This is a genomic window from Paenibacillus senegalensis JC66 (assembly GCF_000285515.1).
Classification (GTDB): Bacteria; Bacillota; Bacilli; order Paenibacillales; family NBRC-103111; genus Paenibacillus_L; species Paenibacillus_L senegalensis.
Genome location: NZ_HE610960.1, coordinates 119,271 through 137,235, shown reverse-complemented (window position 1 = coordinate 137,235; position 17,965 = coordinate 119,271). Strand labels below are relative to the sequence as shown.

At 47.2% G+C, this 17,965-nt stretch carries 13 protein-coding genes and 1 pseudogene; 11 read left to right on the top strand and 3 right to left on the bottom strand.

Translation table 11 applies throughout. The features are described 5' to 3' along the window. Positions 1–171 precede the first annotated feature (171 nt). The 8 genes and pseudogenes from PSHG_RS16175 (at position 172) to PSHG_RS27860 (ending at position 9,167) form a co-directional block, all read left to right on the top strand. On the top strand, positions 172–924 hold the full coding sequence (locus PSHG_RS16175; RefSeq protein ID WP_026021415.1) for a DUF5694 domain-containing protein: 753 nt from the start codon (positions 172–174) through the stop codon (positions 922–924). Positions 925–985: 61 nt separating this feature from the next. Next, the gene (locus PSHG_RS16170) at positions 986–3,316 is read left to right on the top strand and encodes a helix-turn-helix transcriptional regulator (protein WP_010274692.1); all 2,331 of its coding nucleotides are present in this window, start codon (positions 986–988) and stop codon (positions 3,314–3,316) included. Positions 3,317–3,483: 167 nt separating this feature from the next. Then, positions 3,484–5,022, top strand: coding sequence for an extracellular solute-binding protein (locus PSHG_RS27870; RefSeq protein WP_081505168.1), 1,539 nt, complete (start codon positions 3,484–3,486; stop codon positions 5,020–5,022). Then, on the top strand, positions 5,022–5,942 hold the full coding sequence (locus tag PSHG_RS16160; protein ID WP_010274686.1) for an ABC transporter permease: 921 nt from the start codon (positions 5,022–5,024) through the stop codon (positions 5,940–5,942). The genes PSHG_RS27870 and PSHG_RS16160 overlap by 1 nt, the downstream gene beginning before the upstream one ends. 37 nt (positions 5,943–5,979) lie before the next feature. Then, the gene (locus tag PSHG_RS16155; RefSeq protein WP_010274684.1) at positions 5,980–6,846 is read left to right on the top strand and encodes a carbohydrate ABC transporter permease; all 867 of its coding nucleotides are present in this window, start codon (positions 5,980–5,982) and stop codon (positions 6,844–6,846) included. Between the two features lie 234 nt (positions 6,847–7,080). Further along, positions 7,081–7,866, top strand: a complete 786-nt coding sequence (locus tag PSHG_RS16150; protein ID WP_010274682.1) for a M55 family metallopeptidase — start codon at positions 7,081–7,083, stop codon at positions 7,864–7,866. Between the two features lie 73 nt (positions 7,867–7,939). Beyond that, a pseudogene (locus PSHG_RS27865) lies at positions 7,940–8,647 on the top strand (HAD-IIB family hydrolase); the annotation flags it as partial. 43 nt (positions 8,648–8,690) lie between these two features. Continuing rightward, positions 8,691–9,167: an NUDIX domain-containing protein gene (locus PSHG_RS27860; protein ID WP_042122175.1), complete on the top strand. Its 477-nt coding sequence runs from the start codon at positions 8,691–8,693 to the stop codon at positions 9,165–9,167. 213 nt (positions 9,168–9,380) lie between these two features. On the opposite strand, the gene PSHG_RS16135 is transcribed toward PSHG_RS27860, so the two are convergent. Then, positions 9,381–10,031, bottom strand: coding sequence for a YdeI/OmpD-associated family protein (locus PSHG_RS16135; protein ID WP_010274675.1), 651 nt, complete (start codon positions 10,029–10,031; stop codon positions 9,381–9,383). Between the two features lie 149 nt (positions 10,032–10,180). After that, positions 10,181–11,524: a vWA domain-containing protein gene (locus PSHG_RS16130; protein ID WP_010274673.1), complete on the bottom strand. Its 1,344-nt coding sequence runs from the start codon at positions 11,522–11,524 to the stop codon at positions 10,181–10,183. A gap of 460 nt (positions 11,525–11,984) precedes the next feature. Here PSHG_RS16130 and PSHG_RS16125 point away from each other — a divergent pair, with 460 nt between their 5' ends. Further along, positions 11,985–14,825, top strand: a complete 2,841-nt coding sequence (locus PSHG_RS16125; protein ID WP_010274671.1) for a glycoside hydrolase family 2 protein — start codon at positions 11,985–11,987, stop codon at positions 14,823–14,825. Between the two features lie 379 nt (positions 14,826–15,204). Continuing rightward, complete coding sequence (locus PSHG_RS16120; RefSeq protein WP_010274669.1) at positions 15,205–15,735, top strand: Crp/Fnr family transcriptional regulator; 531 nt, start codon at positions 15,205–15,207, stop codon at positions 15,733–15,735. 54 nt (positions 15,736–15,789) lie between these two features. Here PSHG_RS16120 and hmpA read toward each other — a convergent pair whose 3' ends face one another. Next, the gene (gene hmpA / locus PSHG_RS16115) at positions 15,790–17,007 is read right to left on the bottom strand and encodes an NO-inducible flavohemoprotein (protein WP_010274666.1); all 1,218 of its coding nucleotides are present in this window, start codon (positions 17,005–17,007) and stop codon (positions 15,790–15,792) included. A 238-nt stretch (positions 17,008–17,245) separates the two neighbouring features. On the opposite strand from hmpA, the gene PSHG_RS16110 reads away from it, so the two are divergent. Next, on the top strand, positions 17,246–17,875 hold the full coding sequence (locus tag PSHG_RS16110; RefSeq protein ID WP_010274663.1) for a hypothetical protein: 630 nt from the start codon (positions 17,246–17,248) through the stop codon (positions 17,873–17,875). Positions 17,876–17,965 lie beyond the last annotated feature (90 nt).

Genomic DNA, 17,965 nt, shown 5'->3' with positions numbered 1-17,965 from the left:
AAGAAGCTGCTGAGTGGTAGCCACGGATTTCTCAAGGTGAATGAAAAGATGAATGTTTGAGAAATATCAGACTGCCTTTTATGAGGTTGAATTACATAATGAGCCTTTAAAATTCTAATAGGATTTATGCAAATTGTAAAAGAATATAAGGTTAACGAGGTGGATGTGCAGATGGATGAGTTCAAATCCGTGAAGAAACCAACAATTATGCTGCTAGGCACTTTTCATATGGCATCTACCCAAGACTTGATTAACGTTAAAGTGGACGGATTATCTTCTTCTCCGAGACAGCAAGAGATTTTGGAGGCAGTTGCGAGGATCAAGAAGTTTACTCCGACGAAGGTTGCTCTGGAAGTCCCGACCAAGAAAAATGAGGGGATCAATCAGAGGTTCCAGGAATATCTTGCGGGTAATATTGATTTGCCAATAAACGAAATCTATCAGATAGGATTTCGGATTGCCGCGGACCTATCGCACAAGCAGATTTACTGCATCGACTGGATGGAGCAGGGAGCTGGCACCAAATCAGCAGGAGAAGTCTACGAATGGGCTAAAGAGCATCAACCGCAGCTTTTTCAGGATATTTATGGCAGACTGTTGGAGCAACAGCGTTCCCCGGCAAGCAGCAAAAGCATCCTGGAGATGTATCGGGATTGCAATGATCCTGTAAGAGTTAGAAACGATCATACCATGTACATCAATATGGCCCGGATCGGGAAACAGGACGAGTACATAGGCATGGAATGGCTGATTTGGTGGTACCAGAGAAATCTCATTATGTTCTCCAATCTGACACGCCTGCTGGATTCGGATGAAGAGAGGGTGCTGTTCATTGTGGGCTCGAGTCACGTTCAAATCTTATCGCAGTTTTTAGAGGAAAGCGGACTGGTTGATGTGGAGGCGGCTGCGGGATACTTAAACTAAATCAGGTACAGATGATAAACCTACAACCGATAAATATACAACCTAAGTGGGGATGCTTCTTATGAAAAGATGGGGTTCGTTAATTCCGCTCACGCATCGCTCAAATTCTTTACTGGTTACGCTGGTTCTGTCATTTTTAACAATCATATCACTTTTAGTAATGTTTCATTTCATCTCTATATCCTTATCTGTTGGCAAAGTAAAGAATGAGGTCGTTAAATACAATGTGCTGAATATGCAGGATACGATGACCCGCTATGAAAAACATTTTGAGCTCATTCATCAAACCATGCTCACTTTCATGATCAGTGATTCTGTACAAAGCTTTCATCACGATCCTCAGTATTTCCAATTTCCAACTATTCAGCAGCAGATTCACCAATTAGTGCAAAACCCCCAATTACATATCTTCGATATTATTCTTTATGACGGACAACGCCAGCAAATTTTGGACAAAAGTACAAGCACTTCTGCTGATTGGAAATTTAACGTGTTTTTAGCTAATGAGCATTATCCTCTGTCCTACTGGGAAGAGCAGAGGGAGGCCTCTTATTTGTACCGGGTTCTCCCCGAAGCGTTGTTTATGGATTATAACTTTCGCTCTTCCCCTTATCCGGTTGGTTCCTTCCTGCCAGTCGTCTATAAAAGTCACAAGCAATCTCCTTTCTTAATGATCGTCTTGCTGGATGCCGATAAGATGTTTGAGGAATTTCATGTGTCGATCAACAACAATTTGCTTGTATTGAATGAAGAGGATCCGTTAATTAGGCGGGGAACAGCTACGATACTTCAAAGCGTGCAAGTAGAAGCAGTCGAACAGGAAGAGGATAACGGCACTGCGACCGGCCATTCCATTCTGTATAATTATCTTAACGCGGGTTTGGAAGGAGAGCCTGATTATGCCGAACAGGAGGGATATTATTATTTTTTCGCAAAAGGTCCCTCTACCGGATTCACATATGTAAACGCTATCCCGCTGGAGGATGTGTCCTCACAGGATAATTTTAGATGGATATTACTCATTATCTTAATGGGCTCTATTCTGTTAGGAGTTTTGTTTGCCTATTGGTTTATAAAACGAATTAATCATCCTCTTAGGGCTATTTTGCAATCTATCCAGACCATGAATATCAACCAGCCTAACCAGGGAAGGTTTAAAGAGTTCGAAACGATTTGGGAACAATTTAAGAGCATGTATGTTCTAAGACAGCAAATGGATAAGGAACTTCAGTCGCAAGCCTTGGAAAGGCAGAAATTTGGCTATATCAATGAATTTAAACAAATTCATCGTTCTCATCATGATTCCCTGTATTTCGTGAACAAACCTTTCTTTTTGCTTGCCGTTGACTTGCATTTTAATTATCGAGACAGTCCTTTGCCCGAGGTGGAGAGCACATGGGGCAGGTACGTCAAGGAATTCCTGGACTTGTCCTTGCTGAAGGAATTTCCCGACTCCTTTACTTTACAGATGGAGAAAGACCAACTGTTAAGCATCGTCTTTACCGACTCGCTGGATCGGATTAGGCAGCAGCTGGAGAAAATCAAGGTGACCGTCGACCTTGACCGCCAGTACGGAACCTTGACTATAGCGATCAGTTCGCTGTACTCCCATTCCAGTCAGTTGACGGCAGCATACGAAGAAGTGAGTGCCAAATTGGAGTGTCGGCTTTTAGGAGAAAGAACCCAGTTATTGGAAGATGTCCCCCTTACTAGCACGTCATTATTATATACCTCAGAGCAAGAGTGGCAGCTGGATTTGCGGATTAGAGAGGGACAGGTTGAGGAGATTCTCGGACTATGCCGGCAATATATTGATAAATGGGATGAACAAAAAATCCCGGGCAAAAGGATTGTTCAATTCTGTCAATCGGTCCTGCAAAAAGTACAACGAAAGGTGTCTCCGCGTTCGGTCTCCGAGGAGGAACTGGATTATCTTGCCGCTTGTGAAAAGCAGTTGGAAACCAGCTACACTCTGGAACAGCTTCTGCAAACTATGGAGCAGGGGATAAACTATTTTTCCATATTAATGAAAGAAAGCCTGCATAAGCAAGACGAAGATCCCATTATAAGCTATGTGCTTGACTACCTGCATCAACATTACCACGAGGAAATTTATTTGGAAAGCATGGCCCAAAAATTGAATATCACGGCCAGCTATTTATCCGGGTACTTTAAGGAAAAGATGGGTGAGAACTTTATCGATTACTTGAATCGGCTGCGGATTGCCAGAGCGAGAGAATTGCTGCTGCAAACTGAAGACAAAATTAAGGAAATCGCAGAACGGGTAGGCTACCAGAATTTGAATTCTTTTAATCGTATGTTTAAAAAATATACAGGCCTGACACCAAGTGAGTATCGAAAAAAAAGAGGAGAGGAACAAACCCAAACCTAGTCGATTTTTTAGTTATAGTCTATTTTTGAGATATCATAAAAACAGTGAAGCGGCTGAAATTCAGCCGCTTTACTGTTAATTTAGGGATCATCTATAGTGGACGCAATCGGTGTGGAGAGAAGAGAAGCCGTACTTGAAATTCAATTAAAGTGAGGGATTTAGATACGATGAGACGTAAAAGGAAGACCACATTGTTTTTGCTGTTCGCTTCCGCACTTGCTGCAGCCGCTTGCAGCAGCGGGCAACCCCCCGCGCCAGCCGACGAATCTGATTTTAAGGTGGAAGCCGGAGAGCAGCCAGTGGATCGCCCTGCCTACTATTCCGAGCAGCCGGCTGTCATCCGGATGTTTACCGAATCCGCCCAATCCTGGCCGTACAAAGAAGATTGGCCTATTTGGAGGTGGATTGAAGAGGAAACCAATATTACGGTTAAAGGCGAGATTCCAACAGGCAATTACAATGATACGCTGGCGTTGAATATTGCTTCAGGAGATATCCAAGACGTAATGTTTATGACAACCAATCTGGCCAACAAGTATGGAGCCGAAGGAGTTTTACTGGATCTCAGCAAGCATCTCGACAAAATGCCGAATTTGAAAGCGTTTTTAGAGGAGCATCCGGAAAGTAAGGCGATGGTAACGGCACCGGATGGAGAAATCTTCAACACCATCTTCCATGGATCGGGGATTACAAATTGGATGATTTGGTTTGCCCGTGAGGATATCCTGAGAGAGCACGGGCTGGCTATGCCGCAAACATGGGATGAGCTATATGAAGTAAGTAGCCGCTTGAAGGAAATTTATCCGGATAGTTACCCGTTTATTTTTAGACATGGACTCGGGAATTTAAGGAACTTTGCTCCTACATTCAATACGCATATTGGATTTTTCCCGGATCCCAAAACTGGCCAGGTTCGTTATGGGCCTATAGAGAATGCTTTTAAAGAGATGATTGCCTATTTGAATACGTTTTATAAGGAAGGTCTTATTCCTCCGGATTGGCTATCGATGGATGTGAAGGTCTGGAATCAAGCCATGACCACCTCGAAATCATTTATTACGGTACAATATATTGCCCAATTGGAGATCATCAACAATCAGCTTCAAGATGGACGTTTGATCTTTATGGCGCCGCCGGCAGGTCCTGGCGGAGCGAGTTATATCCCTAATACGAACTATAAGAACGCCGGTTATGGGGTGTTCTCCCAAACCAAAAATCTCGATGCTGTACTGAAATTCATCGATTTCATGTACTCCGACCGCGGCATGGAGATTGCGAGTTGGGGCAGGGAGAATGAAACTTATACCATCCAGAATGGCGAGCGCATATTTCTTCCGGAATTTAAAGAATTCTCCGACCTGCGCAGAAATGTAGGGTTTATGACAGAGGGAAGCTACGGAAAATTCGACACCGATGCGATGCTTAGGTTAATCCGTGAGGATGAGCGATATTCCTACGAAGAGGCGCCTAAATATGCCTTTCCGGTGCAAGTGGTCCCTCCGAATTTCCGGCCGGATGAAATGGAAGAGTTTCAGCTGTTAACGAGCCGGATCAACAAGCATTATGAGGAAAATATGGCGAAGTTCATTATGGGCAACCGCCCATTGGAGGAATGGGAACGCTACGTGGAAGAGGCTGAAGCACTCGGTGTGGGACGTTTAGCGGAATTGTATCAGCTGGGCTGGGATCGGCAGGCAGAGAGCTGATGAATGGCGGCACCCAATCCGGTTTGCTTAGAAAAATCATCCGGGATAAATACTTGCTTCTGCTTCTCATTCCGCTGTTGATTTACTACGTCATCTTTAAGTACATTCCCATGTTTGGAATTATCATTTCCTTTAAGCAATACAACCTTTTTCAAGGTATTTGGGCCAGTGAATGGGTCGGTTTGAAATATTACTATCAATTTTTTCAAAGTCCTGACGCCTGGCTGATTATTCGCAACACGTTTTTGCTAGGTTTCTATAAACTTATCTTCGGGTTCCCTGTACCCATTATTTTAGCTCTCTTAATTAACGAAGTGCGCTCCAATATCTTTAAGCGCTTTGTTCAGACGGCCAGTTATTTGCCTCATTTTTTATCTACGGTCATTATCGTTGGCATGATTACGATGTTCTTGTCACCAACGAGCGGAGTGTTAGGCGAGGTGTTGAGCTGGTTTGGCGTTGCGCCTAAAGCTTATTTGCAGGACCCGGCCTGGTTTCGCACGATCTATGTGGCATCAGGCATTTGGGAGGAGGCAGGTTGGGGCTCGATTATTTATTTGGCTGCGCTGACGGCGATTGATCCTCAGCTCTATGAAGCTGCGGAAATCGATGGAGCAAGCCGCTGGCGGAAAACCTGGCATATTACCCTGCCAGGAATAGCCCCGGCAATGATTATTCTCTTCATTTTGCAAATGGGGAAGCTAATCGAAATCGGTTTTGAGAAGGTATTTCTCTTATACAATCCGGCCACCTATGAAACTGCTGACATTATCTCTACTTATGTATATCGGGTCGGAGTCGTTGAAGGAAACTTTGCCTATGGGACCGCTATTGATTTGTTTATGAGCGTAATCAGCCTGGTCTTTATTCTTGGCGCCAACTACGCAAGCAGAAAATGGAGTGAAACAAGCTTATGGTAAAGGTCAATACTGCCGCTCGAGCTTTGGAGGTGCGGGTATGAAATGGCGGGTGTCATGGTTTCCCATTGTGAATGGATTGCTGCTGACAGGGGTAGCTTTGGCTACCCTGTACCCCTTTGTCTATATGGCTGCAGTATCGCTCAGCTCTCCTGAGCACGTGATTCGTAATGAAGTGTTTCTTTGGCCGAAGGGCTGGACGTTGGATACGTATCGTTATGTGCTGGAGGATGAACGAATATGGACAGGGTATAAGAATACAATTATCTACACGGTAATTGGGACGACCTTGTCTTTAATTTGCACGGCTATGGGTGCGTATTCGTTATCCAAACGGAATTTAGTCTTCGGCAAGCCAATAATGATGATGATTGTCTTTACGATGTTATTCAGCGGCGGCATGATTCCTACCTTTCTGGTCGTCCGTGAACTTGGATTAATGAACACGATGTGGGCGATGATCATCCCAGGTCTTTTCTCTACATGGAACCTCATTATCATGCGGACATTCTTTCAAGGCATTCCTGCGGAGTTGGAAGAGTCGGGCAAAATGGATGGGCTGACGGATCTCGGAGTATTCGTGCGCATTGTCATTCCATTGTCCAAATCCATATTTGCAACGATCGGTTTGTTTTATGCGGTAGGCATCTGGAATAACTTTTATCATGCCCTGCTGTATCTGCGTCAGGAAAGCTTGTTCCCTTTGCAGGTCGTTGTGCGCAATATGGTGCTTGCAGGTCAGTACCTTGATGGTAATATTGTTGCCGGCGGAGATAGTGAGATGATGATGGAGGAATCATTAAAGTATGCTACGATTATTATATCAACGCTGCCTATTTTGATGAGTTACCCTTTTATCCAGAAGTACTTTGTTAAAGGGGTACTGATCGGATCGCTCAAAGGTTAGAAGAAAATCGCCGATTTAACCAAAATAATGCTGCTCATGAGCGTTGTTACTTCTGATTGGACCTTTCACTGGAAGAGTGCTTAAGAACGTTCAGGAGCTCAGAGTAAGGAAACTCGTGAGAGAACGATTAGGGAAAAACATAAGTAATAAAGATCGGAGTAGGAAATAGGGTACAATCGAAGAAAGTCAAGTAGTTCAAAATAATTTGCACTTATGTGAAGGGGAGTGGCACTAATGAAAATATTCATCTTAACGGATTTGGAAGGCGCCGCTGGCTGCGAATCGTTCGAGCAAACGCGGAAGGGAGTGAATCCATCACGCAAGCATGAAGTAATGGAACAGCTTACCCGGGAAGTGAATGCCTGTATTGAAGGGATTCTCGAGGTTTCTCCAAAAGCTGAAATCGTAACGTGGGATGGTCATGGAAGCGGCGGACTGCTGCCGGACAAGGTTAGAGGAGCCCGCTGTTTGACGAGGGAAAATGGCGGCCGTCCCTATTATGATCTGGAAGGCTTCTCAGCTATGCTCTTTCTTGGACAACACGCGATGGCGGGCACTTTTCAGGCGCCGCTGTGTCACACATATTCTTCCAAGGAGATTATGTATTATCGGTTGAATGATACCTTTATCGGCGAGTTCGGATGTCGAACGCTTGTAGCCGGGATGCAAGGTATTCCTGTCATCTTTATTTCCGGCGATGACAAAGCTATCCGGGAAGCCCAGTTCCTAATACCGGAAATTGAAACCGTGATCACGAAACAAGGCAAGGGCATAGAAGCCGCGGTTCATATCGATCCGGAGGAGTCATGCCGGCTAATCCGTGCAGGAGCTGCGCGTGCTGTTCAGAGAATTGGTGAATTCCGCCCATTCCGCGAATACAGCGCACCTTACACGTTTGAAGCCCGCTATTACCGCCCGTTTGACCTGGCTCATCCGAAACGGCAAGATCCGCAGCTCAACTTTCTGGATGACCGAACCTACCAGATCACAACTAATGATCTGGCTGACTTGCCATTTTAAAGTCGCGCAAAGCGTGGATCGTGATATTAATGACGTGAAAGCTGTTGTACAATAAGGAAAGCCTGTATCACCCGAGATTTGTGACAGCTTAAAAGCTTTGTTAGAGCACGGTCACCGCGTCCTTATCGCCTCGGCAAGGCCGATACGCGACATTTATCCCGTGTTGCCGGAATGGATGCGCTCTCTTGATATGGTGGGGGGGAATGGAGCTTTTGTGCAAAAGAATGGGAAGATTGAAGCGGTCTCCTTTGATTGTCTGGAGCATCATTGTCTTGAACAGTTGAAGAGTTTAATAAAAATTCATAACCTGCCTTATTTGGCTGATAGCAAGTGGGATTACGCCTACACTGGACCTAGTGATCACCCGATCTTACTAAATGTGGATTCCGGCCAACTAGCCAGGAACAGGATGTCCATAGATCAGCTGGAGGAAGTCGCAAAGCTGGTGTTATTTACAGATGATAACCAAATCCTCGAGAAGCTTAACCAACTGCCGGTTCAAACCTACATGCATACAGGCGAGCAGCTCATTGATATTAGTCCTCGGGATATTAATAAGTGGTCGGGTTTGCAAAAATTAGATGTCGTAGATGGACAATTTATTGCTTTTGGCAACGATTTGAATGACATTGAAATGTTCAGCCACGCCAAGTACAGCGTGTGTATTGGAAGTCATCCGGTAGCGTCTAATTATGCGATGAAGTGCATACCGCCCTTAGAGATATGCAGCGAGATCCAATCCATTGTCGATGATGGGGCCAGCCCAAACACTGCAGAATAACAGGCACAACATTTAGTTTAGGAACTGAGGGGATGGAACGTAAATGATCAGAATGCGTTTAATGACCCACGCCTTCCTAAGTAATGGGAACCACACGTTAATGTTAAAGAGGGCCGGCTCAAAAAAGCTTGCACCGAATATGTGGACCGGAGTAGGAGGGCATATTGAGGACGGAGAGCAGAGTAACCCGGAATTAGCAGTCATTAGAGAAATTGAAGAAGAAACCGGAATCACCGGGCTCGACCTAACGACAATCGAGCTGCGCTATATTATGATGCGGAAAGTTGAGGATGAGATCAGACAGCATTTTGTTTATTTTGCCGAGACAAGCCGTTCTGATTTCATCCCGTGTGATGAGGGAGAGTTAAGCTGGATTGATACAACAAAGCTGCTTTCCCTGCAGCTGCCTTTGACCATCCAAAAAGTGCTGGAGCATCGAGTGCAGCATCCTGCTTCTGAAGACGTGTTTCTCGGTACCATTTTAAAAGAAAGCGTACAGTGGTCCATACTGGACAGGTAGGGTGAAGGCGGCTATTCTGCCAATGGATAGATAGGTTTTGGATCGGGAAAATGATACCTGTGCGTGCGATAAAAGGCGGCTGGGGCCAGGCAGTTGCTATGGCTGTCCAGGCAGACGCTAATGCTGACGAAGCAATTGCTATAGCTGGCCAGGCAATCGCTAATGCTGATGGGGCTATTGCTATGGCTGGCCAATCCATTATTTTTGTCGAAGCTATTGTTTTTGCTGACGATACAGGGCTATCGATTTGTATTTCTGAGCCAATATATCAATCATTTCCAGGCGCCGCTTATCGCGGGTTGCCGGCTGCTTGGCAGAGAAAATATAGCGTGCCCAGTCCTTTCGGTATCCTGGGGTCAGACTCCTGTAAAAAGCCAGCTCCTGCGGGTGTTCATTTAACAAGGCTTCCACCTCTTTGACATAATCCTCATAATCTGCCACGGACTGGCTGGGGGCGGCAGATTTTTTAGATTTTTTCTTCTCCCGTTTTAACCCTACCACTGTAAACGTATCATCCATGCTCACCATGCGTGCAAACTTCAGATCGGTACCTTCGACATACCCGTCTTCATCAATATTCATAGCCGGATGAATCTCATCCCGGTGGATATAAGTGCTGTAACGTTTATTTCCTTTTTTCGGATAGGCAAAAAACAGATACCCTTGCTCCTGGAGCAAGGAATTGGAGGCGATATGCCGGGTATGCCGGATCATCTCCTCGATCGTTTCAATGAATATGAAGATAGCGTCATGATTGGCGGACAAAGCAGTGGCTTGCCCATGAAAAAGAGTATAGTCGCTAGGTTGATTGATCACGATCAATTGATTGTATTTCTTCAAGTTCAGCTTATCGAATATTGACATGATGTCCTCCTCTTTATACGTGGGCAAAAGGCAAACGATGTTTAGTCAGTTTTGTGTATTATCCTATCATGGGTGACTGTTGATCCATAGACACTGTTGTTCCATAGAGCAGGCAGGAGATATTTTGCAAGTAAGACTACCAGTCAGGATTAGAAGGTAAATTGATTTTGCTTCATTAATTCCTCATAGCGTGTCTTATGAAGCTCTGTCAGCCAATCATACTGTTCGACCAAGAAATTCTGTACATAAGCAAAAGCATCGCGAGGAATTTTGTCCTCACTGTTCAAATACATAAGTGCGTTTTCCAAATTTCCCCGCTGCCGGCGCGCCCGTTCATCCCATTGACGGCTCCATTCGTAAACGACATCGTCCCAAACGGGAACCTCAGGCTCTGCAGCGCCGTTCTTATGCTCCTGCCAGGAGGCCCAACGCTCTGCCCATTCAGAAGCCTGCTGCAGGTGGATGAGCAGATCCTGAGGTCCAGCGGCATTCTGATACCAGCCGTCCGACACTTCAGCAATTTGCTGCAGGTGCCGATTGCCTTCTGCATCTACCTGATACCCAATCCAATGTGACTTCATTCGCGGGTAATCAGCTGCGATAGCCTCGGCAGCCGCAGTATCCTGTTCCGGGCAAGGGGAAGCCCCGCTTGATATCACATACAGCAAGGTAGTCTTGTCCTTCTCTATTTCCGAAGCTTCCTTGTATTTCTGCTGAATGGCTTGCAGCAGCTGACCGAGACCGGAGCCTTCCGGGGAGGGGACTGCCTCTGAACCATCCTTTTGCAAAAGATCATGAACCGCTGCCGGGTCGACCTGCTCGGCATCGTAAATGAGATCCGCCGCACCACAAGCGGCACCAGGCTGCATCTCCCCGCCGAACAGCCACAGGCTAAAAGAGATGTCAGATGGAAGCTGCTCGACAAATTGGCTGATGACCGCACGGCTGACCTCAGCATACGTATGCTCTCCCATTTTATCGTCCATCGGCGGACTAAGGTCCAAGGCAATCTGGATATGCAGGCTGCTTGTTGCCAACGGCCCGGATGCGGCATCCTGCTGCGGCCCCAGCTCCCACAACCAATGGCGTAAGGAGTCCAGTGGTGAGAGGTAGCTCTCCTTAAACAGCGAATATAGATACTGGGTGTAATGATCCCAATCTGACTCATTCACGGCTTCCGAATCCGCAATGAGATCCAGAGCGTATCGTACCTGGGCGCTTTGGACAGAGCTGTCCTTTAACGTATAGGCCGGGCGCTTGCCTGCGAAGATACCGGCGTTGTACTTATATAGTTCCTCTTCGTTTTGGGGGAGTGGAGGAGGATTGTCCAATTGGTGATGAATTCTTGCGATCATCGATTCGGTCAAGTGCGATTTCGCATAATCATTATGCTCTATTGCCGCGGGACCCTCCGGTTCAGGGGGTGTCACTTCTCCTTCGCTGCATGCAGCCAGCAGCAGAAACGCGGCCAGCGGTAAACCCCATTTTTTCATATAGCTTGTCGTCCCTTCTTGTCTCTCTAAATAAAGCAACCCAACAAAGCGGCTTGGGCATCATAAGCCTTTCAGCTGCTTCGGAAATCATAATCTTTGTTTAATATTTTTACATTATAACATTAAAAAAACGACCTCTCAGTCGCATTCATCCTTTAGGCTATCTCAAGCGAAGATAAGGCTCCGCTGTAGGCTTCGATAGGAGTTTTCTCTTAAGTAGTATAGCTTGCCGCAGATTAGAAGTCCACTTCTATACCAGTTGGTTGCTGATGCCGCCCCCTATCGTTCCTTACTGATGTCGATAAATTGAAAGCGAACAGCTTGGCAATAGCCAGAAAAAAAGCGGGACGGGATGTTTATTTCAATATATAAAAAACGCAATATATATTGTATATATTTGATACATAAAGTAGAATGGGGTTAATTCTAAGTGTAAATACCAGGAAAAGGATGTGTTGTCATGCAGTCCCCCCAAACTTTTTCCTCCAAAGCTGCAGTGCCTCGTTCAGAATTCCCCCGCCCTGAATGGGAGAGAGAACAGTGGCTTACGCTGAATGGTGAATGGGATTTTGCCCTTAACCCGTCAATGAATGGCAATGAACAGCCGTGGAAAAACGGAGAGCCCGGCCAGTTTCCCTTGAGCATTACGGTACCTTTTTCTTGGGTTCATCATTTGTCCGGCATAGCCCGGGATGAAAAGGGCGTTGGCTGGTACAGGCGTTCCGTCCGTTGGAGTCACGAGGACCAGCAGGACAGAATCTTTCTTTGTTTTGGGGCGGTGGATTATCACTGTGAGGTTTGGCTTAATGGCTTTTTCGCAGGAAGGCATCAGGGAGGTTATAGCTGTTTTGAGTTTGAAGTAAGCGAATGGTGGAATCGCAGCGGAGACAATACGGTTGTTGTTCGGGTGGAGGACCACGACCACAGCTCGCAAACGCGGGGCAAGCAGGGTTATTCTGAAATTCGCGGAATCTGGCAGCCTGTTTGGCTGGAGGCGCGTCCGGTCAACTTTATTAAAAAAGCCCGTTTCATCACTGCGCTCGACGGCCGGATTCAAGTGCTCGCAGAGCTCGATGTGCAGCAGGCGGGGCAAGCTGTGCTGGAAGCCAGCTTTGATAAAGGAGCTATTCAACACCAGCAAGAAATTCCGATGACCAGCGGGATTCACCAGGTGGAGCTGACGATTCAGGTGAATGAACCTCAGCTTTGGAGTCCAGAGCATCCTTTTTTATATGAAGGAGAGCTATATTTGAAAACGATATCATCGGAAGCCGCGGAATTCGCAGTTCCGGGCCGAACCATGTTTACAGACCAGACTGCTCCAGCAATCGATAAGGTTCGGACTTATTTTGGCATCCGGGAAATCGGCACAACGCTCCATGAGGGACGAGATTACCGCTGGATTACGCTGAACGGCAAGCCTATTTATTTGAACGGCGCATTGGATCAATCCTTTCATCCCACAGGACATTTCACCTATCCAAGCGATGACGAAATGAAAAACGAAATTTTCTTGATGAAGCGACTGGGCCTAAATATGGTACGGATTCATATCAAGCCGGAGGAACCACGGAAGCTGTATTGGGCTGATAAGCTCGGGATTCTTGTCATGGAGGATATGCCCTGCTTCTGGGGGAATCCGGATGAAGGCGCAAGGGCTGCTTATTGCCAGGAGGCGGAGGAAATCATTAACCGCGACTTTAATCATCCGTCGATTTTTTCCTGGGTGATGTTTAACGAAACATGGGGGCTGAAGACCAATGATGCACCGCAGCAGGTAAGGGACTGGGCACCGGCTTCCACCTATTTGCCGGAAACACAGAACTGGGTTAAGGAAGTTTATCATTGGGCTAAAAAGCTGGACCCTACCCGTTTGGTCGAGGACAACTCGCCATGCAATTTCGATCATGTGGAATCCGATATTAATACCTGGCATTTCTACATTAACGGGTATGAGAAAGTCCGGGATCATATTCAAGAAGTTGTGGGCAAAACATTTGAGGGCTCTTCCTTCAACTACTGCGGAGGCCGCGTTCAATCCGATGCCCCATTGATGAACAGCGAATGCGGCAATGTATGGGGAATTGAAGGCGGAGCGGGAGACAGTGATCTGGCATGGCATTACCGTTATATGATGAACGAGTTTCGCAAGCATGACAAGCTGTGCGGGTTTGTGTTTACCGAATTCCGAGATGTTGTCAATGAGTTCAACGGATATTACCGTCTGAACGGGATGGATAAGCGGTTTGGCTATGAGGACTTTGTGCCCGGAATGACTATAGCTGATCTTCATGCCCTGGACTTCATCATCATCGATGCCCCTCCCTGTCAAACGCTGCCTGCTGCCTGCGAGGTCGAGGTGCCGCTTCTTCGCTCAAGCTACTCGGACCGCTATTTCGGACAGACACTCTATCTGGAATGGGAGCTTTGGCATGATAATTTCGGAGTGAGAACAGTTTCCGCTCACGGCTCGATTCCGCTCGTGTGGGAAGGGTATGGGGTCAGCGCACTGGATTCGCTTAAGCTTCGTATGCCGGAACAGGAAGCAGTTGCGGTGTTGGCAGTCCGCTTACAAACAGGGGAGGGCAAGACGATTACCCGTAATTTTACAAGCTTTGATGTGCGCGCTTTAACTTCCACAGCGGCCGCTTCACAAGGTGAAAGGCGTATATGTATACACGGAAATGATTATCTGGTGACACAAGTTCCGGTAAGCGGCTATAGGGAACATACTTTCCCGCATCAGTGGAATGCTTTAGCCGGATATAAGACGTGTGGCGGACCTGAAGGCAGCTTCAGCTATGAGATAGACTTGCCTAGTCAGGAAGAACTGCCTGTAATCGGAGAGATCGAGCTGTGGTTTGAAGCCAGTGCTAAAAGGCTGCTGCAGCGAAACGTGGAAAACTCAGACTATCAAAAGTCGGAAATATCGTTTATGCACGGCGCGAAAGCGAATACGGAGCTCAATCCGAATACGTACTATATGACCGATGATGACCAACACAAATCGAACGTTCAAGTCAGGGCAGACGGTGAAACAATAGGCACCCTTTATTTGCCGGACAATCCTGCGGACAGCCGGGGGGTCCTCTCCTGGCATTACCAGGCCGTGGCGAACAAGCTGGAGGAAGCCGGTTCATATGGCTATCTGTGTCGTCTTGCGGTACCGAGCCGCATTCTCGCGCGATTGAATGAAACGCGCAGGCTTCAATTGGTTTTGCAATCCGATGAGGGAGGCCTTGCCTTGTACGGCCGCAACGCGGGACGTTACCCGCACGATTTGCTTGTGTGCTGCAGGTAAGCCTGTTATTCATAGGAGCAATGGAGCAAGGACAGCTTACCTAGGCTTTGAGCTTATGGATTGGTTCTTCACTGATATACCCAAGAAACTGCAAACAGCAACAACAGCTGTTTTAAGGTCAACGGTCTGTTGAATTCCAGTGCCGGTGCCGTTCTACCGCCGCTGAGCATTGCACGCACACATTTAACTTAATCAAAGAGGATGGGAAGTGGCTAGTTCATTTAGAAAATTTAGTTCCAGAGTGAACTCTGAGCTATATTCTTCCTGTTAGGTGGGGAGGGCTCATTTTTCTCAGTGGTTTGTGGTATTATTTTTTTAAAGTCAAAGCGAGAGCCGCTTCGTCGGCTCCCGCCTTTTATTGTGAGCCAAGGAGACTATGATGATACTTAATAAAGGTGAAACGTTGTTCCGTCAAGGTGAAAAGGGTCCGCTTTATCGTTTGAGAAGCGGCCTGCTCAAGATCGTCCGCGTTCATGAGGACGGCTCGCAGATCCTCGTCAACATTATTCTTCCGGAAGAGATTATTCCGCATCATTCGCTAATTAGCCCTAATCCGTATTTTGGTACGGCCGTTGCTCTTATCCCCTGCGAAATTGAAGTGCTGTCCGCTGCGGATTGGTACCAGTCTCTGCAGGGCGATGCCGAGAAGCTGCGTTCGGTTGCGCTGCTGCTGCAGGACAAATTAAGGATGATGCAGCAGCGCATCGACCAGTTAACCGAAGTGACGCCGGCGAACAGGCTGCGCAAGCTGCAGGCTTGGTTTCAAGCGTACACTTCCGAACCGCTGGCCAATATGCTGACCCAGGATGAAATCGGTCAATTTCTCGGCCTTAGACGCGAAACGGTTAATCGCCTGATGCGCGCTCAACAGCTCAACGGCAAGCAAAGCAGCAAGCATAACGGCATGTAGAACGGCAAGCAAAGCGGCAAGCACAACGGCGTTCTAAACGGTGGAAATGACTGATCACCGGACGGAGGGTTGCTCAGGTTTTTCGGGTGCTGGTTCGTTTGCATCGACCAGACTGCCGGCCGGGCCGAAAAATTCGTAATGGATGTCTGCTGCGGGAACCCCCCCGTTGAGCAGGGCCTGATTTACGGTCTTCATGAACGGAATCGGCCCGCAGAAGTAAAATCCCGCGTCCAAGGTGGGAATCCTTTGCCGCAGCCACTCCGGATCAAGGTCGCCTTCACACCAGCACAGCGACACTTGAGGATGCTGGTTCTCTATGGCTTCCAGCCGAGCTTTCATCGCGGGGGTGCTGCCTGTGCGGGTAGCATGCACGTATATGACCTGACGTTCTGGACAGGTTTCAGCTAACGTCTCGAGCATGCTGACCATTGGTGTCAAGCCGACTCCGCCGCTGATCAGAATGGCCGGACGTGGATCTTGCCGATCCAGCACGAAGGAACCGGCGGGGGCGGCAAGCGGCAGCACATCCCCGACCTGCACCTTATCGTGCAGATAGACGGAGGCGATTCCTGCAGGCTTCTCACCAACCGCATCCTCCCGCTTAACGGAAATGCGGTAATATGGTTTGCCGGGAGCGTCTGAAAGACTGTACTGGCGAATATGGGTATAGCGCTCTCCCGGAATAACCAGCTTCACACTTACATACTGTCCCGGTTCAAAATCCGCCAGCCCCTTGCCGTCCAGCGGCACCAAATAAAACGAGGTGATCCACTCGTTCTCCTTGACCTTTCGGTCGACCTTAAATTCTCTGAACCCTTTCCAGCCTCCCGGCTGACTGGCCGCTTGCTCATACATCTCCGATTCTACCTGGATAAAAACGTCCGCAATCACATCGTAAGCTTCCTTCCACGCCCGCAAAATGTCCTCCGTGGCCGCTTCGCCCAGCACATCCTTAATGGCAGCCAGCAAATAATGCCCGACAATCGGGTACTGCTCCGGCTTAACTCCGATGCTTCTATGTTTGTGGGCAATCTGTTTGACAGCGGGCAGAATCGCTTCTAACTGGTCGATATTCGCCGCAGCTGCGTATACCGCATTGGCAAGAGCGGTTTGCTGTCGCCCCTGCTTTTGATTGGCATGGTTAAAAATATGAAGTAATTCCGGGTGGCCGTTGAACATCATTTCGTAAAAACGCTTCGTAATCGCGGTCCCATGAATCTCCAGCACCGGAACTGTGGATTTGATCACTTGAATCGTTTCTTGACTTAACATTGCCTTTCCTCCTTCAAGACGGGTTTGAACCCAAGTATACGAAAGAGGCCTTTTTCGGCTTGTGATTACAGTCACAGTAAATGAGAAGGTTATGTGACTAAGCTCACAGCTATTTACTGCCGGATATCTCCAGCTCTCTGGCAGACAAAGCGAAAAAAATTATTTGAAACCAATCAGGCAGCAGGTAAGTATATAGTGAGGTGCGTTAAATAAATTTTACCATTCATGGAGGATTGTAATGAAAAAAACATTAGGCATGATCGTGGCTGCCGCCATGATCGCATCAGGCTGTTCCGCAGCGGGCGGTGAGCAAAACTCTCCGGAGCCCAAGAAAACAAACGAATCGGTCGCGGAAGGGGGACAGTCGCAAGCGGGAGAGGGAATTGAGGTTGATAAAAAATTACTGAACGTCAGCATAACCTTACCGGCTTCGATGTTTGAAGACCAGGATTTGGAGCAGATCACGGAAGATGCCAAAAAGCAGGGTGTCAAGGAAGTCGTGAAAAATGATGACGGTTCAGTTACCTATACAATGTCCAAATCCGACCACAGCAAAATGCTCAAGGAGATGGGCGACGAAATTGCCAAATTTGCGGATGAGCTAGTAAACGAAGCGACTTTTGCGTCCATTAAAAATATCAAGTATAATGATTCCTTTTCCGAATTTTCGCTGATCGTCAATAAAGAAGCTTACGAGAACAGCATGGACGGATTGGTCATGATGGGGATGGGAATGCAAGGCATGATGTATCAAATGTTTAGCGGCGTAGATGCTGATAAACAAAAAGTTACGATCAACGTAGAAGACGAAAGCACCGGTGAAATATTCCATACGCTCGTTTATCCGGATGGGATGAATACTGAATAAAACTTAGGAAGTGGCTGGCCCAAACATCTGACCTATGGGAAACCGTAAATTGGATGGGGACAGCCTATTTTTTATGTCTGGCGTGCCCAG